Source organism: Bradyrhizobium sp. ISRA430 (assembly GCF_029909975.1).
Taxonomy (GTDB): Bacteria; Pseudomonadota; Alphaproteobacteria; order Rhizobiales; family Xanthobacteraceae; genus Bradyrhizobium.
The window spans coordinates 2,581,855-2,596,654 of the sequence record NZ_CP094516.1 but is presented as its reverse complement, the minus strand read 5'-3'; the positions used below and the strand labels follow the sequence as shown (position 1 = coordinate 2,596,654).

At 63.9% G+C, this 14,800-nt stretch carries 12 protein-coding genes; 6 read left to right on the top strand and 6 right to left on the bottom strand.

Going from position 1 to position 14,800, the window contains the following annotated elements:
* Positions 1-4: 4 nt before the first annotated feature.
* The 5 genes from MTX21_RS12685 to MTX21_RS12665 all read right to left on the bottom strand — a co-directional run bounded on the left by MTX21_RS12685 (position 5) and on the right by MTX21_RS12665 (position 5,642).
* The gene (locus MTX21_RS12685) at positions 5-994 is read right to left on the bottom strand and encodes an oligopeptide/dipeptide ABC transporter ATP-binding protein (RefSeq protein ID WP_280965145.1); all 990 of its coding nucleotides are present in this window, start codon (positions 992-994) and stop codon (positions 5-7) included.
* Positions 991-1,977, bottom strand: coding sequence for an ABC transporter ATP-binding protein (locus MTX21_RS12680; protein WP_280965144.1), 987 nt, complete (start codon positions 1,975-1,977; stop codon positions 991-993). Before MTX21_RS12680 ends, MTX21_RS12685 begins: the two co-directional genes overlap by 4 nt.
* Before the next feature lie 13 nt (positions 1,978-1,990).
* The gene (locus MTX21_RS12675) at positions 1,991-2,956 is read right to left on the bottom strand and encodes an ABC transporter permease (RefSeq protein WP_280965143.1); all 966 of its coding nucleotides are present in this window, start codon (positions 2,954-2,956) and stop codon (positions 1,991-1,993) included.
* 1 nt (position 2,957) lies between these two features.
* Positions 2,958-3,938 (bottom strand): ABC transporter permease, encoded by a 981-nt coding sequence (locus tag MTX21_RS12670; RefSeq protein ID WP_280965142.1) that lies wholly within the window; start codon positions 3,936-3,938, stop codon positions 2,958-2,960.
* A 102-nt stretch (positions 3,939-4,040) separates the two neighbouring features.
* Positions 4,041-5,642: an ABC transporter substrate-binding protein gene (locus MTX21_RS12665; RefSeq protein WP_280965141.1), complete on the bottom strand. Its 1,602-nt coding sequence runs from the start codon at positions 5,640-5,642 to the stop codon at positions 4,041-4,043.
* A gap of 416 nt (positions 5,643-6,058) precedes the next feature.
* On the opposite strand from MTX21_RS12665, the gene MTX21_RS12660 reads away from it, so the two are divergent.
* The 6 genes from MTX21_RS12660 (at position 6,059) to MTX21_RS12635 (ending at position 13,788) form a co-directional block, all read left to right on the top strand.
* Positions 6,059-6,316 (top strand): DUF6489 family protein, encoded by a 258-nt coding sequence (locus tag MTX21_RS12660; RefSeq protein WP_280965140.1) that lies wholly within the window; start codon positions 6,059-6,061, stop codon positions 6,314-6,316.
* Entirely contained in the window at positions 6,316-7,116 is an 801-nt protein-coding gene (locus MTX21_RS12655; protein ID WP_280965139.1) for an alpha/beta hydrolase, read from the top strand. Before MTX21_RS12660 ends, MTX21_RS12655 begins: the two co-directional genes overlap by 1 nt.
* A gap of 46 nt (positions 7,117-7,162) precedes the next feature.
* Entirely contained in the window at positions 7,163-8,713 is a 1,551-nt protein-coding gene (locus MTX21_RS12650; protein WP_280965138.1) for a wax ester/triacylglycerol synthase family O-acyltransferase, read from the top strand.
* 10 nt (positions 8,714-8,723) lie between these two features.
* Positions 8,724-9,719 (top strand): alpha/beta hydrolase, encoded by a 996-nt coding sequence (locus tag MTX21_RS12645; protein ID WP_280965137.1) that lies wholly within the window; start codon positions 8,724-8,726, stop codon positions 9,717-9,719.
* A 126-nt stretch (positions 9,720-9,845) separates the two neighbouring features.
* A complete protein-coding gene (locus tag MTX21_RS12640; RefSeq protein ID WP_280965136.1) occupies positions 9,846-13,082 on the top strand; it encodes a cytochrome P450 in 3,237 nt (1,078 codons plus the stop codon).
* A gap of 31 nt (positions 13,083-13,113) precedes the next feature.
* Positions 13,114-13,788: a spermidine synthase gene (locus tag MTX21_RS12635; protein ID WP_280965135.1), complete on the top strand. Its 675-nt coding sequence runs from the start codon at positions 13,114-13,116 to the stop codon at positions 13,786-13,788.
* Here MTX21_RS12635 and MTX21_RS12630 read toward each other — a convergent pair.
* Positions 13,785-14,705, bottom strand: a complete 921-nt coding sequence (locus MTX21_RS12630; protein WP_280965134.1) for an alpha/beta hydrolase — start codon at positions 14,703-14,705, stop codon at positions 13,785-13,787. The two genes, MTX21_RS12635 and MTX21_RS12630, sit on opposite strands and share 4 nt — an antisense overlap.
* Positions 14,706-14,800 lie beyond the last annotated feature (95 nt).

Sequence of the window (14,800 nt, the reverse complement as noted above, 5' to 3'; positions counted from 1 at the left end):
CGCGTCACGCCGGGACCGGCGTGGTGTTAACCGCGTGGCAGGCGACGCCGTCGATGAGTTCCGGGGTTTCCTTGCGACAGAGATCGAATGCCAGCGGGCAGCGCGGGTTGAAGGCGCAGCCGGGCGGCGGATCGATCGGATTCGGGATCTCGCCCTTCACCGGAATGCGCTGGCGGCCGCTCATCGCGAGATCGGGCACGGCGCCCAACAGCATCTTGGTGTAGGGCATGCGGGGGTGCGCGAACAGTTCGCGCCCCTCCGCGATCTCGACGATGCGGCCGAGATACATCACGCCGACACGGCTCGCCATGTGGCGGACGACGGCCAGATTGTGGCTGATGAACATGTAGGTCAGGCCGAACTTGTCCTGGAGGTCGCGCATCAGGTTCAGGATCTGCGCCTGCACCGAGACGTCGAGCGCCGAGGTCGGCTCGTCGCAGACGATGAATTCGGCATCGGAGGCAAGCGCCCGCGCGATCGCGATGCGCTGGCGCTGGCCGCCGGAAAACTCGTGCGGATATTTGAGCCGGTCGTCGGGATGCAGGCCGACGAGGCTGAGCAGCTCGCCGACGCGGGCCTGGATGTCGCGCTCGCCCTGGATCAGGTCGAAGGCGCGGATCGGCTCGGCGATGATGGCGTCGACCCGGAAGCGCGGGTTCAGGCTCGCATACGGGTCCTGGAAGATCATCTGGATGCGGCGGCGCAGCTTTCGCCGTGCTGGCGCCTGCCGCGGATCGGTCATGGAGACGCCGTCGATCAAGACGCTGCCGGAGCTCGGCGGCAGCAGGCCGACAACCATCCGCGCCACCGTGGTCTTACCCGAGCCGGATTCGCCGACCAGCGCAAAGGTCTCGCCTTTCCTGATATCGAAGGTGACGCTGTCGACCGCCTTGAGATACTCGAGATGCCCCCCTTCGAGCACGCGGTTGAGCCAGGGTTTCGAGACGTCGAAGACGCGGCGGAGGTTCCTGACCTGGACGAAGGGCCCATTCATGCCGCGCTCTCCGTCGGCACGCTGTCATAGAGATGGCACGCGACCGATTGCGCGCCCCGTGGCAGCGGCTCAGGTCGCTCGACGCGGCAGCGATCGAAGGCGAACGCGCAGCGCGGGTTGAAGGAGCAGCCGCGCGGGATCGCGGAGAGACGCGGCATTGATCCGGGAATCTGCACCAGGCGCTTGTCGTCGCCCCCGAGCGTCGGGATCGCGCCCATCAAGCCCTTGGCGTAGGGGTGCAACGGGTTTTTCACGACGTCCTGCACTGGGCCAATTTCGGCGATACGGCCGGCATACATCACGGCGACGCGGTCGGAGGTTTCCGCAATCACGCCCATGTCGTGTGTCACCAGCATCACCGCGGTGCCGTGGTCGCGCCCGAGCCGCTTGATCAGCGAGATGATCTGCGCCTGCACGGAGACGTCGAGCGCGGTGGTCGGCTCGTCCGCGATGATCAGCTCCGGCTCCGCGCAGATCGCGAGCGCAATCACCACGCGCTGGCGCATGCCGCCGGAGAACTCGTGCGGATAGCCGTCGATGCGCTTCTCCGGCGCTGGGATTCCGACCTCGGCGAGCAGGTCGATGGCACGCCGGCGCGCAGCCTGCTCCGAAAGATCGAGGTGGGTGCGGATCGTCTCCACGATCTGTTCGCCGATCCGGTACAGCGGATTGAGCGAGGTAAGGGGATCCTGAAAGATCATGCCGATGCGCTTGCCGCGGACGCGGCGCATGTCCTCCGGCGGTAGATTGTCGATGCGCAGGCCGGACAGGCGGATCTCGCCGCCCGCGATGCGGCCGGGCGGATCGATCAGGCCGATCACCGAGAGCCCGGTCACGGATTTGCCGGCGCCGGACTCGCCGACCACGCCCAGCACTTCGCCCTTGGCGATGTCGAAGGAGACGCCGTCGATGGCGCGCAGGGTGCCGCGGCGGGAGGCAAACTCCACCTGAAGATCGCGGACGGAGAGGACGGGTTCGGTCATGAGCGAAGCGTATTCATCTGAGTTTCGGGTTGAGCGCGTCGCGCAGCCAGTCACCGAGCAGGTTGATGGAGAGGATCAGCGCGGCAAGCGCGAGGCCAGGGAACGCGACGATCCACCATTCGCCCGCAAACAGATAGTTGTTGCCGATGCGGATGAGCGTGCCGAGTGACGGCATTGTCTCTGGCATGCCCGAGCCGAGGAAGGACAGCGTCGCCTCGGTGATGATGGCAAGCGCGAGATTGATGGTGGCGATGACCAGGATCGGCCCCATCGTGTTCGGCAGCACGTGCCGCAGCATGATCACCGGCGCAGGCAGGCCGATCAGTTGCGCGGCGGCGACATAGTCCTTGTTCTTCTCGACCATCACCGAGCCGCGCACCGTGCGGGCATATTGAACCCAAAAACTCAGGCCGATCGCGAGCACTAGCACGCCCAGCATGCTCATCTCGTCGAGCCTGTTCCCCAGCACCGATTTGGCGATACCGTTGATCAGGAGCGCGATCAGGATCGCCGGGAAGGAGAGCTGTACGTCGGCGATGCGCATGATCAAGCCGTCGATGGCACCGCCGAAATAGCCGGCCGTCAGCCCGAGCAGGATGCCGAGCGCGCCCGAGAAGAACACGCCCAGCACGCCGACGACGAGCGAGATGCGCAGGCCGTAGAGGATCGCGGAGAGCACGTCGCGGCCCTGCTCATCGGTGCCGAGCAGGAACGGGCTCTGGCCATCGGCGGTCCACAGCGGCGAGATGCGCGAGTTCATTAGCTGAAGCTGGGCCGGATCGAACGGATTTTGCACGGCAAACAGTGATGCGAAGATCGCGAGCAGGAAGAACAGCAGCGTCACACCGGCAGCGATCATGGTGATCCTGGAGCGGCGGAACGAGTAGAACAGGTCGCTGTCGAGCGCGCGTTTGAACCAGCCAGCGGCGGAGCGCGAGCCGCGATCTTCGACCTTGTGCGGGACGATCGCTTCGCTCATTTTAGTGTGCCCGGCTGACCGTCGAGCGCAGACGCGGGTCGACGATGGTGTAGAGGATATCAACCACGAGATTGATGGTGACGAAGATCAGGGACACCATCATCAGATAGGCGGCCATGATCGGGATATCGACATTCTGCACGGCCTGCACGAACAACAGTCCCATTCCCGGCCACTGGAACACGGTCTCGGTGATGATGGCAAAGGCAATGACCGAGCCAAATTGCAGGCCGGCGACGGTGATGACCGGAACCAGCGTGTTCCGCAGCGCGTGACCGAAATGGATGGCTCGGGTGGTTAATCCGCGGGCGCGGGCGAAGCGGATGTAGTCGGTGCGCATCACTTCCAGCATCTCGGCGCGCACCAGCCGCATGATCAGCGTCATCTGGAACAGGCCAAGCGTGATCGAGGGCATGATCAACGCCCTCAGTCCTGAGAGTGTCAGAAGACCCGTCGTCCACCAGCCGATATGCACGACCTCGCCGCGTCCGAACGAGGGCAACCAGCCGAGCGTCACCGAGAACAGGTAGATCAGGAGAATGCCGATTAGGAAGGTCGGCAGCGAGATGCCGATCAGCGAGATCGCCTGGAACGCATGAGCAAGCCAGGTGTCGCGGCGGAGCGCCGAATAGACTCCCATCAGGATGCCGCAGACCATCGCGAGAATGGTGGCGCAGACCGCCAGTTCCAGCGTCGCCGGCATCCGCTCCGACAGGAGCTGCGATACGGGCAGCCGGAACTGATAGGAGACGCCGAATTTGAACTCGGCGGCGTTGGCCACATAGCGGCCGAACTGCACGATCACGGGATCATCGAGGCCGAGCGACTTGCGGATCGCGGCACGTTCGGCGCCCGAGGTGTCCATCGACACCATCTGGTTCACGGGATCGCCGGCGAAGCGGAACATCGAGAACGAGATGATCCCGACGGCGATCATGACGCCGATAGCCTGGATTGCCCTGCGAAGGGTGAAAGCGAGCATCTGGTCCTTTCACGTCTCTTCAGACGTGCGCATCATTTGCGTGAGGTGCGAATGGCAAGTCCCGGAAGCCGAGGCTTCCGGGACTTCACAACTCGTCGGCACCTATTCTTCCTGCTTGGTGGCCCAGTACAGCAGGACCTGGTTGTCCGCGCGCTGAACCAGTTTCACCTTCTTGGACACGCCCCATGCCAGCGCCTGCTGATGTAGCGGGATGTAGGCCCAGTCCTTGTTGCCGATCTCGAAGGCCTGCTTGATCAGCAGATTGCGCTTGGTCATGTCGGGCTCAACCAGAATCTTGTCCGTGAGCTCGTCGAGCTGCTTGTTGCAGTAGCCGCCGAGATTGGCTTCGCCACGGTTGGGATCCTTCGGATCGTCACGACAGCCCATGATGTCGTGCAGCACGTTCTGGGAATCCATCGTGGCGGGCGTCCAGCCCAGGAGGAAGAACGAAGTCTTGTAGCCGCCGGGCTTCAGCACCTTGGCGAAATACTGCGCCTTGGGCTGCGCCAGCAGGTTCACTTTGACGCCGATGCGGGCGAGCATGCCGACGACGGCCTGGCAGATCGCGGCGTCGTTGACGTAGCGATCGTTCGGACAGTCCATCGTGACCTCGAAACCATCGGGATAGCCTGCCTCCGTCAGCAGCTTCTTGGCGCCCTCGAGATCGAATTTCGGCCGCGTGAATTCCTTCGACAGCGGGTAGAGCTCCGGTGCGATCATCAGGGCTGACGGGGTGGAGAGCCCGCGCATGACGCGATTCTTGATCAACTCGACGTCGATCGCCTTGTAAAAAGCCTCGCGTACGCGGATGTCCTTGAACGGATTCTTGCCCTTGATGTTCGAATACAGGAGCTCGTCGCGCGACTGGTCCATGCCGATGAAGATCGTGCGCAGTTCCGGTCCGGACAGCACCGTCGCGTTGGGACTTGCATTGACGCGCTGGATATCCTGGATCGGAACCGGCTCGATCACGTCGACCTCGCCCGACAGAAGCGCCGCCACGCGCGTGGCGTCCGATGCGATCGGGGTAAACACGATCTCCTTGAGGTTATGTTCCGGCTTCTTCCAGTAGTTCGGATTGGCCTTGAACACGGTCTTCACGCCGGGCTGGTGGCTCTCGATCATGAAGGGGCCGGTGCCGTTGGCGTGCAGCGAGGCATAGCTCGGGGTCGTGGCTGCGGCCGGCGTCGGTGCCACCGCGTTGTTCGCCTCCGCCCATTTTTTGTCCATGATGTACCAGACGTCCCATTGCCCTATGAGGATGGGATTGGGCGAACTGAGGATGAAATCGACGGTGTAATCGTCGACCTTGACGACCTTGGCATCGGCCGGCAGGCGGTTCAGCAGGTTGGAGCCCTGCGCGCGGACGCGTTCGGCGGAGAACACCACGTCGTCGGCGGTGAAGGGATCGCCGTTGTGGAATTTAACGCCCTTGCGCAAATGGAAGCGCCAGCGGGTCGGCTCGGGCGTTTCCCAGCTTTCGGCCAGAGCCGGAATGATTTTCAGGTCCTTGTCGCGTTCGACCAGGCCCTCATAGACGTGACCGAGGTGGGCATGGGTGGTGCTTTCGTTCAGCGTGTAGGGATCCAGTGACTTGAGCTCGCCCTGATTGGCGTAACGCAGCGTCTGGCTCGACGCCGGCGTGAGCGTCAACGCAAGCATACCGGCAAGCGTCGCCGCGAACAGACTACGACCTATTGACATCCCTGACCCTCTCCAATGCCGCACCGGTGTTTTTTGATTGTTCGGCGGGCTTATTGATCCATGTTGCCCAGAGTTGCTGAACCGTGCAAGCGTCATTCCAGCAAGGAACGCGCCAAGTTGCGCCGCTGTGCAGCAATGCTGACCAACAATTGCAGGACGGGCTGCAGGTGATGTTCGACTTTCGGCCCGTGAAGTCCCAGAATGGCGGACGGAAGCGGCCCCGGCCGGCCGTTGGGCCGCCTGCGGTGGTCTGCGCCAGATGCGCCCGGCCCACCACTCCTGGCGGCGCGATTTGATTGATCATGTCCGCCGATTGTCGAAACCGGCGGTCTGCCGCTTGCGTCAGGTCGCTTGCGTCGCACACCAGGTCGCGGCGATACTGTGCAGGCCGCTCGAATCCGTTCTTAGGAGGGGATATGAAAGTTAATATAGAAATCGACTGCACCCCCCTCGAAGCCCGCCAGTTCTTCGGATTGCCCGACGTTGCGCCGATGCAGACGGCGGTGATGGACAAATTGCAGCAGCAGGTGCTGAGCAACATCGAGAAGGTCTCGCCGGAATCGCTGATCCAGAGCTGGTTCACCTTCGATCCGAAGCTGGCCGAGCAGTTTCAGAACATGTTCGTGACGATGGCCGGTCTCGGCGGCACCCGCGGCAATGACAAGAAGAAATAATGCCGTTTGAGCGGGACGGGGCCCTGGCGTCAGGCCGGCTTCGTCCGCCGGGCCTCGGACTGCTGTTTGCCGAAGCACGCAGCCTGTTCGAATTCAACGCCAGCGTCCTGCTGTCGCCCATCCTGATGCGTGCGCCGAGGGGTGGCGGCCATCCGGTACTGGCGCTGCCGGGCTTTCTCGCCAGCGACCTGTCGATGGCGCCGATGCGGCGCTATCTGAGCGAGCTGGGCTACGATACGCATGCCTGGCGGATGGGCCGCAATCTCGGAGGCCTGGCGCGAATGCGGGAGGCGTTGCGCGGCCGCCTCGCGGAGATCCACGCCGCGACGGGTCGCAAGGTCAGTCTGGTCGGATGGAGTCTCGGCGGCGTCTATGCGCGCGACCTTGCGCTGCAGGCGCCCGACATGGTCCGCTATGTGGTTACGCTCGGAAGCCCCTTTGCCAATGACGTACGGGCAACCAATGCCACGCGGCTGTACGAATCGCTGTCCGGCGAGCGCGTCGAGGATTTTGCCGAGCTGCGTGCGGCGATCGCCGGCGATCTGCCGGTGCCGGCCAGCTCGATCTATTCGCGCGCCGACGGCGTCGTGAACTGGCGGACCTGCCTGCTCCGTCCCTCCGAACGTGCCGAAAACATCGAGGTCTTTCTTGCGAGCCACATCGGGCTCGGGGTGAACCCGGCCGCCCTGTGGGCCGTGGCGGACCGTCTAGCGCAGCCGGAAGGGGAATTCTGGCCATTTGACCGGGAGGGGCCGTTTGCCATTGCATATGCCCCGCCGGAACAGGCAGTATCCGCCTGACGAGAAGCGCCAACCAAGGTGCCCGTCGAATTTGCGGGAGGGAATGATGGCCGACGGGAAGAAGCTGTCGTCATTGGATGCGTCGTTTCTCTATCTGGAAACGCCGGAAATGCCGATGCACGTCGGCAGCATGGCGATCTTTCGCCTGCCCGACGACTACAAGGGCGACTTCTTCGAAGCCTTCAAGGCGATGATCGTCTCGCGCCTGCACATCGCGCCGATCCTCAAAGCGCGGCTGGAAAAGGCGCCGCTCGACATCGATCATCCCACCTGGGTTGAGGACGATCAGTTCGACATCGACCGCCACATCTTCCGCGCCAGCCTGCCGGAGCCGCGCGACCGCGCCACGCTCGAGCGCATCGTCGGCTGGATGCATGCAAAACTGCTGAACCGCGCCCGTCCGCTCTGGGAGTTCTACGTGTTCGAGGGCATGAAGGACAACGAGGTCGGGCTCTATTCCAAGATGCATCACGCCGCCATCGACGGCGGTGCCGGCGCGGCGCTGACCAACATGATCTACGACATCTCGCCGATCCCGCGGACGGTCGATCCGCCGACGGGAGGCGCAAAGCCCGGACCGGAGCCGCGCGACATTGCGGCGAACCTGCTCGATTCCTATCAGCAGCTCTTCAGCCAGCCGCTCGACGCTTCGCAGGCCGCCAAGAATCTGCAACTGCCGCGCACCGGCAAGAGTGACATCGGCTCGATCCTGTTCGACAATGCGATGTACCAGATCGAGAGCGCGGTGCGTTTCGCCGGCAACATCCCGACCGTGCTCAAGAGCGTGTCCGACGTGCTCGGCAAGATCGCCGATCCGAAATCGCGCGAGAGCCTCGCCAGCATGGTGTCGCCGCCGACCATGCTCAACAAATCGATCTCGTCCGAGCGCAGCTTCGCCGGTGTGTCGATTTCGCTGTCACGGGCCAAGGCGCTCGCCAAGCAGGCCGGCGGCAAGCTCAACGACGTGGTGCTGGCGCTCGCCTCCGGCGTGGTCCGCCGCTACCTGCAGCAGTACGGCACGCTGCCTGCGAAATCGATGACGGCGGCGGTGCCGATTTCGTTGCGCGAGGAAGGCAACACCGAGGCCAACAACCAGGTGTTCGGCATGATCTGCTCGATCGCCACCAACATCGACGATCCCAAGGCGCGGCTGGAGGCGATCATCGCGCAATCGACCAAGGCCAAGGAGATGTCGCATCCGCTGCGCGCCTTGATGCCGCAGGTCTCCAACATCTCGATGCTGGGCGCCCCGATCATGGTGCAGATCCTGGCGCTGCTCTACAGCCGCTCGAACCTCTCGGACGTGCTGCCGCCGGCCGCCAACATCACCGTATCCAACGTGCCGGGACCGCGGCAGACGCTCTACGCCGCCGGTGCCGAGCTCTTGCACATATTCCCGGTGTCAATCTCGACGCATGGACAGGCGCTCAATATTACCGTGCAGAGCTATCGCGACCAGCTCGATTTCGGCTTCATCGTCGGGGCCAACATCATTCCGCACGTGCAGGTGATGTGCGACATGCTGCCGGAGGAGTTTGCCGCGCTGGAGGCGGCCTATGCGCCGCCGGCAACCGACGTCAAAGGCGCCGCCGAATAGGAAGCTTGCAATGATCGAAATGCCGCCGCTCGAGTTCGTGCAGACGAACGGAATCCGTGTGGGCTATTACGACGCGGGCCCGAAGAGCGACAAACCGCCGATGGTGCTCTGTCATGGCTGGCCCGAGCTTGCCTTCTCCTGGCGCCACCAGATCAAGGCGCTGAGCGGAGCCGGTATCCGGGTTATCGCGCCGGACCAGCGCGGTTATGGCGCGACCGACCGGCCCGAGCCGGTCGAGGCCTATGACATCGAACATCTGACCGGCGATCTGGTCGGGCTGCTTGATCATCTGAAGATCGACAAGGCGATCTTCGTCGGCCACGACTGGGGTGGGTTCGTCGTCTGGCAGATGCCGCTGCGGCACATCGACCGCGTCGCGGGCGTGGTGGGGATCAACACACCCCATACCAACCGGGCTTGGGCCGATCCGATCGAGCTGCTGCGTGCGCGCTTCGGCGACAAAATGTACATCGTGCAGTTCCAGGATCCGGCGCGCGAGCCTGACGGGATATTCGGCAGTCGCGTCGAGCAGACCTTCGACGCTTTCATGCGCAAGCCGGTGCCACGCCCGGCCGACGCGCCGGCAGAGGAAGTGATTGCCGGTGTCGGCGCTTCGCCGCGGCTTAATCTGGCGTTTCCGCAGATGATCGCCGGCTATGACGCCAAGCACGATCCGCGGACGCCGATCCTGTCGCCGGAGGAGAAGCAGGTGTTCGTCGACGCCTTCACCAGGACCGGCTTCACCGGTGGTATCAACTGGTACCGCAACATGTCGCGCAACTGGGTGCGCTCCGAAGGCCTCGATCACACCGTTCGGGTGCCGTCGCTGATGATCATGGCCGAGAACGATGCGGTGCTGCCGCCGTCCTCCGCCGACGGCATGGAAAAGCTGATTCCGGATCTGGAGAAATATCTCGTGCGCGACAGCGGCCATTGGACGCAGCAGGAGAAGCCGGAAGAGGTCAGCGCCAAGCTGATCGAATGGCGTAGAAGGCGGTTTGGCTAAACTCGTCATTGCGAGCGAAGCGACGCAATCCAGGAATCTCTCCGCGCGCGGCAGCCTGGATTGCTTCGTCGCGAGAGCTCCTCGCAATGACGGGGTACTGATCGAGGCAGGGGGATACGCACGTCAATGCCATCCAAGAACCGTCTGGACCCGATTCCGCATCCGCCGACCAAGCCGGTGGTCGGCAACATGCTGTCGCTGGACTCGGCCGCGCCGGTGCAGCACCTGACGCGGCTGGCCAAGGAGCTCGGCCCGATCTTCTGGCTCGACATGATGGGCTCGCCGATCGTCGTCGTCTCGGGCCATGAACTTGTCGACGAGCTCTCCGACGAGAAGCGGTTCGACAAGACGGTGCGCGGAGCGCTGCGCCGCGTACGCGCTGTCGGCGGCGACGGCCTGTTCACGGCCGACACCAACGAGCCGAACTGGAGCAAGGCGCACAACATCCTGCTCCAGCCCTTCGGCAACCGCGCCATGCAGTCCTATCATCCGAGCATGGTCGACATCGCCGAGCAGCTCGTGAAGAAGTGGGAGCGGCTCAACGCCGACGACGAGATCGACGTCGTTCACGACATGACCGCGCTGACGCTGGACACGATCGGGCTGTGCGGCTTCGACTACCGCTTCAATTCGTTCTACCGGCGCGACTACCATCCCTTCGTCGAGTCGCTGGTGCGCTCGCTCGAAACCATCATGATGACCCGCGGCCTGCCGTTCGAGCAGCTCTGGATGCAGAAGCGGCGCAAGACGCTGGCCGAAGACGTCGCCTTCATGAACAAGATGGTCGACGAGATCATCGCCGAACGGCGCAAGAGCACCGAGGCCATCGACGACAAGAAAGACATGCTCGCGGCGATGATGACCGGCGTTGACCGCTCGACCGGCGAGCAGCTCGACGACGTCAATATCCGCTACCAGATCAACACCTTTCTGATCGCGGGCCATGAGACCACCAGCGGCCTTTTGTCCTACACGATCTACGCGCTGCTCAAGCACCCCGAGATACTGAAGAAGGCCTATGACGAGGTCGATCGCATCTTCGGTCCGGACGTCGATGCCAAGCCGACCTATCAACAGGTGACGCAGCTCGCCTACATCACGCAGATCCTCAAAGAGGCGCTGCGGCTGTGGCCGCCCGCGCCCGCCTACGGCATTTCGCCGTTGAAGGACGAGACCATCGGTGGCGGCAAGTACAGGCTCAAGAAAAGCACCTTCACCACCATTCTCGTGACGGCCCTGCATCGCGATCCCAGCGTTTGGGGGCCCAATCCCGATGCGTTCGACCCGGAGAATTTCAGCCGCGAGGCGGAGGCCAAGCGACCGATCAATGCCTGGAAGCCGTTCGGCAATGGCCAGCGCGCCTGCATCGGCCGCGGCTTTGCCATGCACGAGGCCGCGCTCGCGCTCGGCATGATCCTGCAGCGCTTTCGCCTGATCGACCATCAGCGCTACCAGATGCATCTGAAGGAGACGCTGACGATCAAGCCGGAAGGCTTCAAGATCAAGGTTCGCCCGCGTGCCGATCGCGAGCGCGGGGCCTATGCCGGTCCGGTGACGGCGACCTCGGGCGCCGATACGGCCGCGCCGCGCGCCACGACGCGCCCCGGGCACAACACGCCACTGCTCGTACTGTACGGTTCAAATCTCGGCACCGCCGAGGAGCTGGCTATGCGCGTCGCCGATCTTGCCGAGGTCAACGGCTTTGCCACCAAGCTCGCGCCGCTCGACGATCATGCCGGCAAGCTGCCGGAAGAGGGCGGCGTCTTGATCTTCTGCGCCTCATACAACGGCGCGCCGCCCGATAATGCCACCCAGTTCGTCAAATGGCTGCACGGCGACGTGTTGAAGGATGAGCTGTCCAGAGTGCGCTATGCGGTGTTCGGCTGCGGCAACAGCGATTGGGCGGCGACCTATCAATCCGTGCCGCGCTTCATCGATGAGCAGCTTGCGGCCCGCGGCGCGCGCAGCGTCTATGCCCGCGGCGAGGGTGATGCGCGCAGCGATCTCGACGGCCAGTTCGAAAAATGGTTCGCGGCCGCCGCACCCGCAGCGATGAAAGAATGGGGGCTTACCCAAAGCTTCAGCCGCAGCGCCGACGACGAGCCGCTTTACAAGGTCGAGCCGGTCGCGCCCGGTGCGGTGAATGCGGTCGCAGCGCTTGGCGGCACGGTGGCGATGAAGGTGCTGGTCAACGACGAGCTCCAGAACAGGAGCGGCCCCAATCCGTCGGAGCGTTCAACAAGGCATATAGAGGTCCAGTTGCCGCAAGGCGCGAGTTACCGCGTCGGCGACCATCTCAGCGTGGTGCCGCGCAACGACCCCGCGCTGGTCGATGCCGTCGCGCGCCGTTTTGGCTTCTTGCCTGCTGACCAGGTCAGGTTGCAGGTCGCCGAGGGACGCCGCGCGCAACTGCCGGTCGGCGAGAGTGTCTCGATCGGCCAGCTCCTCACCGATTTTGTCGAGCTCCAGCAAGTGGCAACGCGCAAGCAGATCCAGATCATGTCGGAGCACACGCGCTGCCCGGTCACCAAGCCGAAGCTGCTGGCCTTCGTCGGCGACGATGCGGAAGCGGGCGAGCGCTATCGCGACGAGATCCTGGTCAAGCGCAAATCGGTGTTCGACCTGTTGATCGAACATCCGGCCTGCGAACTGCCGTTCCATGCCTATCTCGAGATGCTGTCGCTGCTCGCGCCGCGCTATTATTCGATCTCGTCTTCGCCGTCGGTCGATCCCATGCGATGCAGCGTCACCGTAGGCGTGGTCGGCGGGCCTGCCGCGTCGGGGCGCGGGATCTACAAGGGCATCTGCTCGAACTATCTCAGCGACCGCCGCGCGGGCGATATGATCTATGCAACCGTGCGCGAGACCAAGGCCGGTTTCCGACTGCCGGACGATGCATCGGTGCCCATCATCATGATCGGTCCGGGCACGGGACTGGCGCCGTTCCGCGGCTTCCTTCAGGAGCGCGCCGCGCGCAAGGCGAAGGACGCCGCCCTTGGACCGGCGATGCTGTTCTTCGGCTGCCGCCATCCCGACCAGGACTATCTCTACAGGGACGAATTGAAGGTGCTGGAGGCGAGTGGTATCACCGAGCTCTTCACCGCGTTCTCGCGCGCAGATGGTCCGAAGACCTATGTGCAGCACCTGCTCGCGAGCCAGAAGGACAGGGTCTGGACGCTGATCGAGCAGGGCGCGATCATCTATGTCTGCGGTGACGGCGGCAAGATGGAGCCGGAGGTGAAGGCTGCGCTCGTCGCCATCTATCGCGAGAAGAGCGGCGGCGATGCGGCCGCAGGCGCGCGCTGGATCGAGGAGTTGGGTGCAAAGGACCGCTACGTGCTCGATGTCTGGGCGGGCCGATAACCCGCCGGCCGGATCGTGCTAAACCTCAGGCATGATTCCCTGGGAAAAAATCGATAGCACCCGGATACCCGGCTCTGATGGCGAGCTTCGCCTGATGCGCCGCGGCAGAGAGTTCTCCATCATGCTCGGTACCAACGAGTTGATGAACAGCCGGCTGTCGGGCTCCGAGGCCGCGCTCGCGACGCTCGCGGCGAAGCGAATCGAGACGGTCGCCATGCCGGTTGTCCTCATCGGCGGGTTGGGCATGGGCTTTACGCTGCGTGCGGCACTCGCCGTGCTCGGAAGCAAGGCGCAGATCGTTGTGGCCGAACTGGTCCCTGCGGTGGTGGCATGGGCGCAAGGTCCGATGGCCGAGATTTTCGGCGACAGTCTCAGTGACTCTCGCGTTGATATACGTGAAGCGGATGTTGCGCAGTTGATCGAAAGACATCCGCTCGGGTTCGATGCGATCCTGCTTGACGTCGACAATGGTCCCGAAGGTCTCACCCGCAAGGCCAATGATGCCTTGTACGATATCGCCGGGTTGAGAATAGCTCATACCGCGCTGCGGCCGGGCGGGGTACTCGCAGTCTGGTCGTCCGGACCGCATGCGAAATTTTCACGCCATCTTCGTGCTGCGGGCTTCGAGGTCGACGAAGTCAACGTCCGCGCCACTGGAAAAGGCGGTGGTGCGCGCCATGTGATCTGGATCGCGAAGAAGCGTTAGGCCGCCTTCGCCGCCGCGCCATGCGCATGCTTGTCGATGGCGTCGATGATCTCGCCCCAGAACCGCATCGGCAGCGCGTGGCCCATGCCCTCGATCATCAACAGCTTTGCTCCGGGAATCGATGCCGCCGTGTCCTGACCGCCCTCGGGCCGCACCAGCGGATCGACGGTGCCGTGGATCACCAGCGTCGGCGTCTTGACGGCGTGCAGCCGCTCCTTGCGGCTGCCCGAGGCGAGCACGGCGCGGAGCTGTCGGCCAACGCCGGCCGGGTTGAGCCCGCGTGCGAACACCCGCTCGGCGCGGCCTGGATCGAGCGCCTCCTCTTCCGGGAAATGACCGGCGCGCAAGACCTTCCAGGTCTGGCCGAAGCGAACGATGAACTCCTCCTTGCTGCGCGGCGGCGGCGCCATCAGCATGGCCGAGGCTTCGCGAGTTGGTGGCGGCACTCGCGGATTTCCCGTCGTCGACATGATCGAGGTGAGCGAGCGGACGCGCTGCGGAAACGACAGCGTGACCTCCTGGGCGATCATGCCGCCCATGGAGGCACCGACCAGATGCGCCGACTTGATGCCGAGTGCATCCATCAGGCCGACCGTGTCCTTCGCCATGTCGATTAATCTGTAGGTGGCTGCCACCGGGATCTTCAGGAAGCGCAGCTTCAACAGCTCAAAGGGCGTGAGCCGCTTGCCGCCGCTCAGGTGGCTGGACTTGCCGATGTCGCGATTGTCGAAGCGGATCACGCGAAAGCCGCGCGCGGCGAGTTGTTCGCAGAAGGCGTCATCCCAATGGATCATCTGGGCGCCAAGCCCCATGATCAGCAGCAGCGGCTCGGCACTATCGCTCCCGAAGATCTCGTAGCAGATGTCGATGCCGTTGGCGCGGACGATCTGCGGCGGCTGATGGACGGAGGCGTTCACGGGCGTGCTCCTCTTGCAGGTCAACACCTGTTGTATTGCACGGTTTGCCGCCGCAAAGAAGCCATGCGCGCGACACCAGGCCGCCGCTTACCCGT

Excerpts from the sequence above, each read along its gene's own strand:
- MTX21_RS12665 (WP_280965141.1), bottom strand. The coding sequence starts at position 5,642 with ATGTCAATAGGTCGTAGTCTGTTCGCGGCGACGCTTGCCGGTATGCTT.
- MTX21_RS12685 (WP_280965145.1), bottom strand. The coding sequence starts at position 994 with ATGAATGGGCCCTTCGTCCAGGTCAGGAACCTCCGCCGCGTCTTCGAC.
- MTX21_RS12645 (WP_280965137.1), top strand. The coding sequence starts at position 8,724 with ATGATCGAAATGCCGCCGCTCGAGTTCGTGCAGACGAACGGAATCCGT.
- MTX21_RS12635 (WP_280965135.1), top strand. The coding sequence starts at position 13,114 with ATGATTCCCTGGGAAAAAATCGATAGCACCCGGATACCCGGCTCTGAT.
- MTX21_RS12680 (WP_280965144.1), bottom strand. The coding sequence starts at position 1,977 with ATGACCGAACCCGTCCTCTCCGTCCGCGATCTTCAGGTGGAGTTTGCC.
- MTX21_RS12650 (WP_280965138.1), top strand. The coding sequence starts at position 7,163 with ATGGCCGACGGGAAGAAGCTGTCGTCATTGGATGCGTCGTTTCTCTAT.
- MTX21_RS12675 (WP_280965143.1), bottom strand. The coding sequence starts at position 2,956 with ATGAGCGAAGCGATCGTCCCGCACAAGGTCGAAGATCGCGGCTCGCGC.
- MTX21_RS12640 (WP_280965136.1), top strand. The coding sequence starts at position 9,846 with ATGCCATCCAAGAACCGTCTGGACCCGATTCCGCATCCGCCGACCAAG.
- MTX21_RS12655 (WP_280965139.1), top strand. The coding sequence starts at position 6,316 with ATGCCGTTTGAGCGGGACGGGGCCCTGGCGTCAGGCCGGCTTCGTCCG.
- MTX21_RS12660 (WP_280965140.1), top strand. The coding sequence starts at position 6,059 with ATGAAAGTTAATATAGAAATCGACTGCACCCCCCTCGAAGCCCGCCAG.
- MTX21_RS12670 (WP_280965142.1), bottom strand. The coding sequence starts at position 3,938 with ATGCTCGCTTTCACCCTTCGCAGGGCAATCCAGGCTATCGGCGTCATG.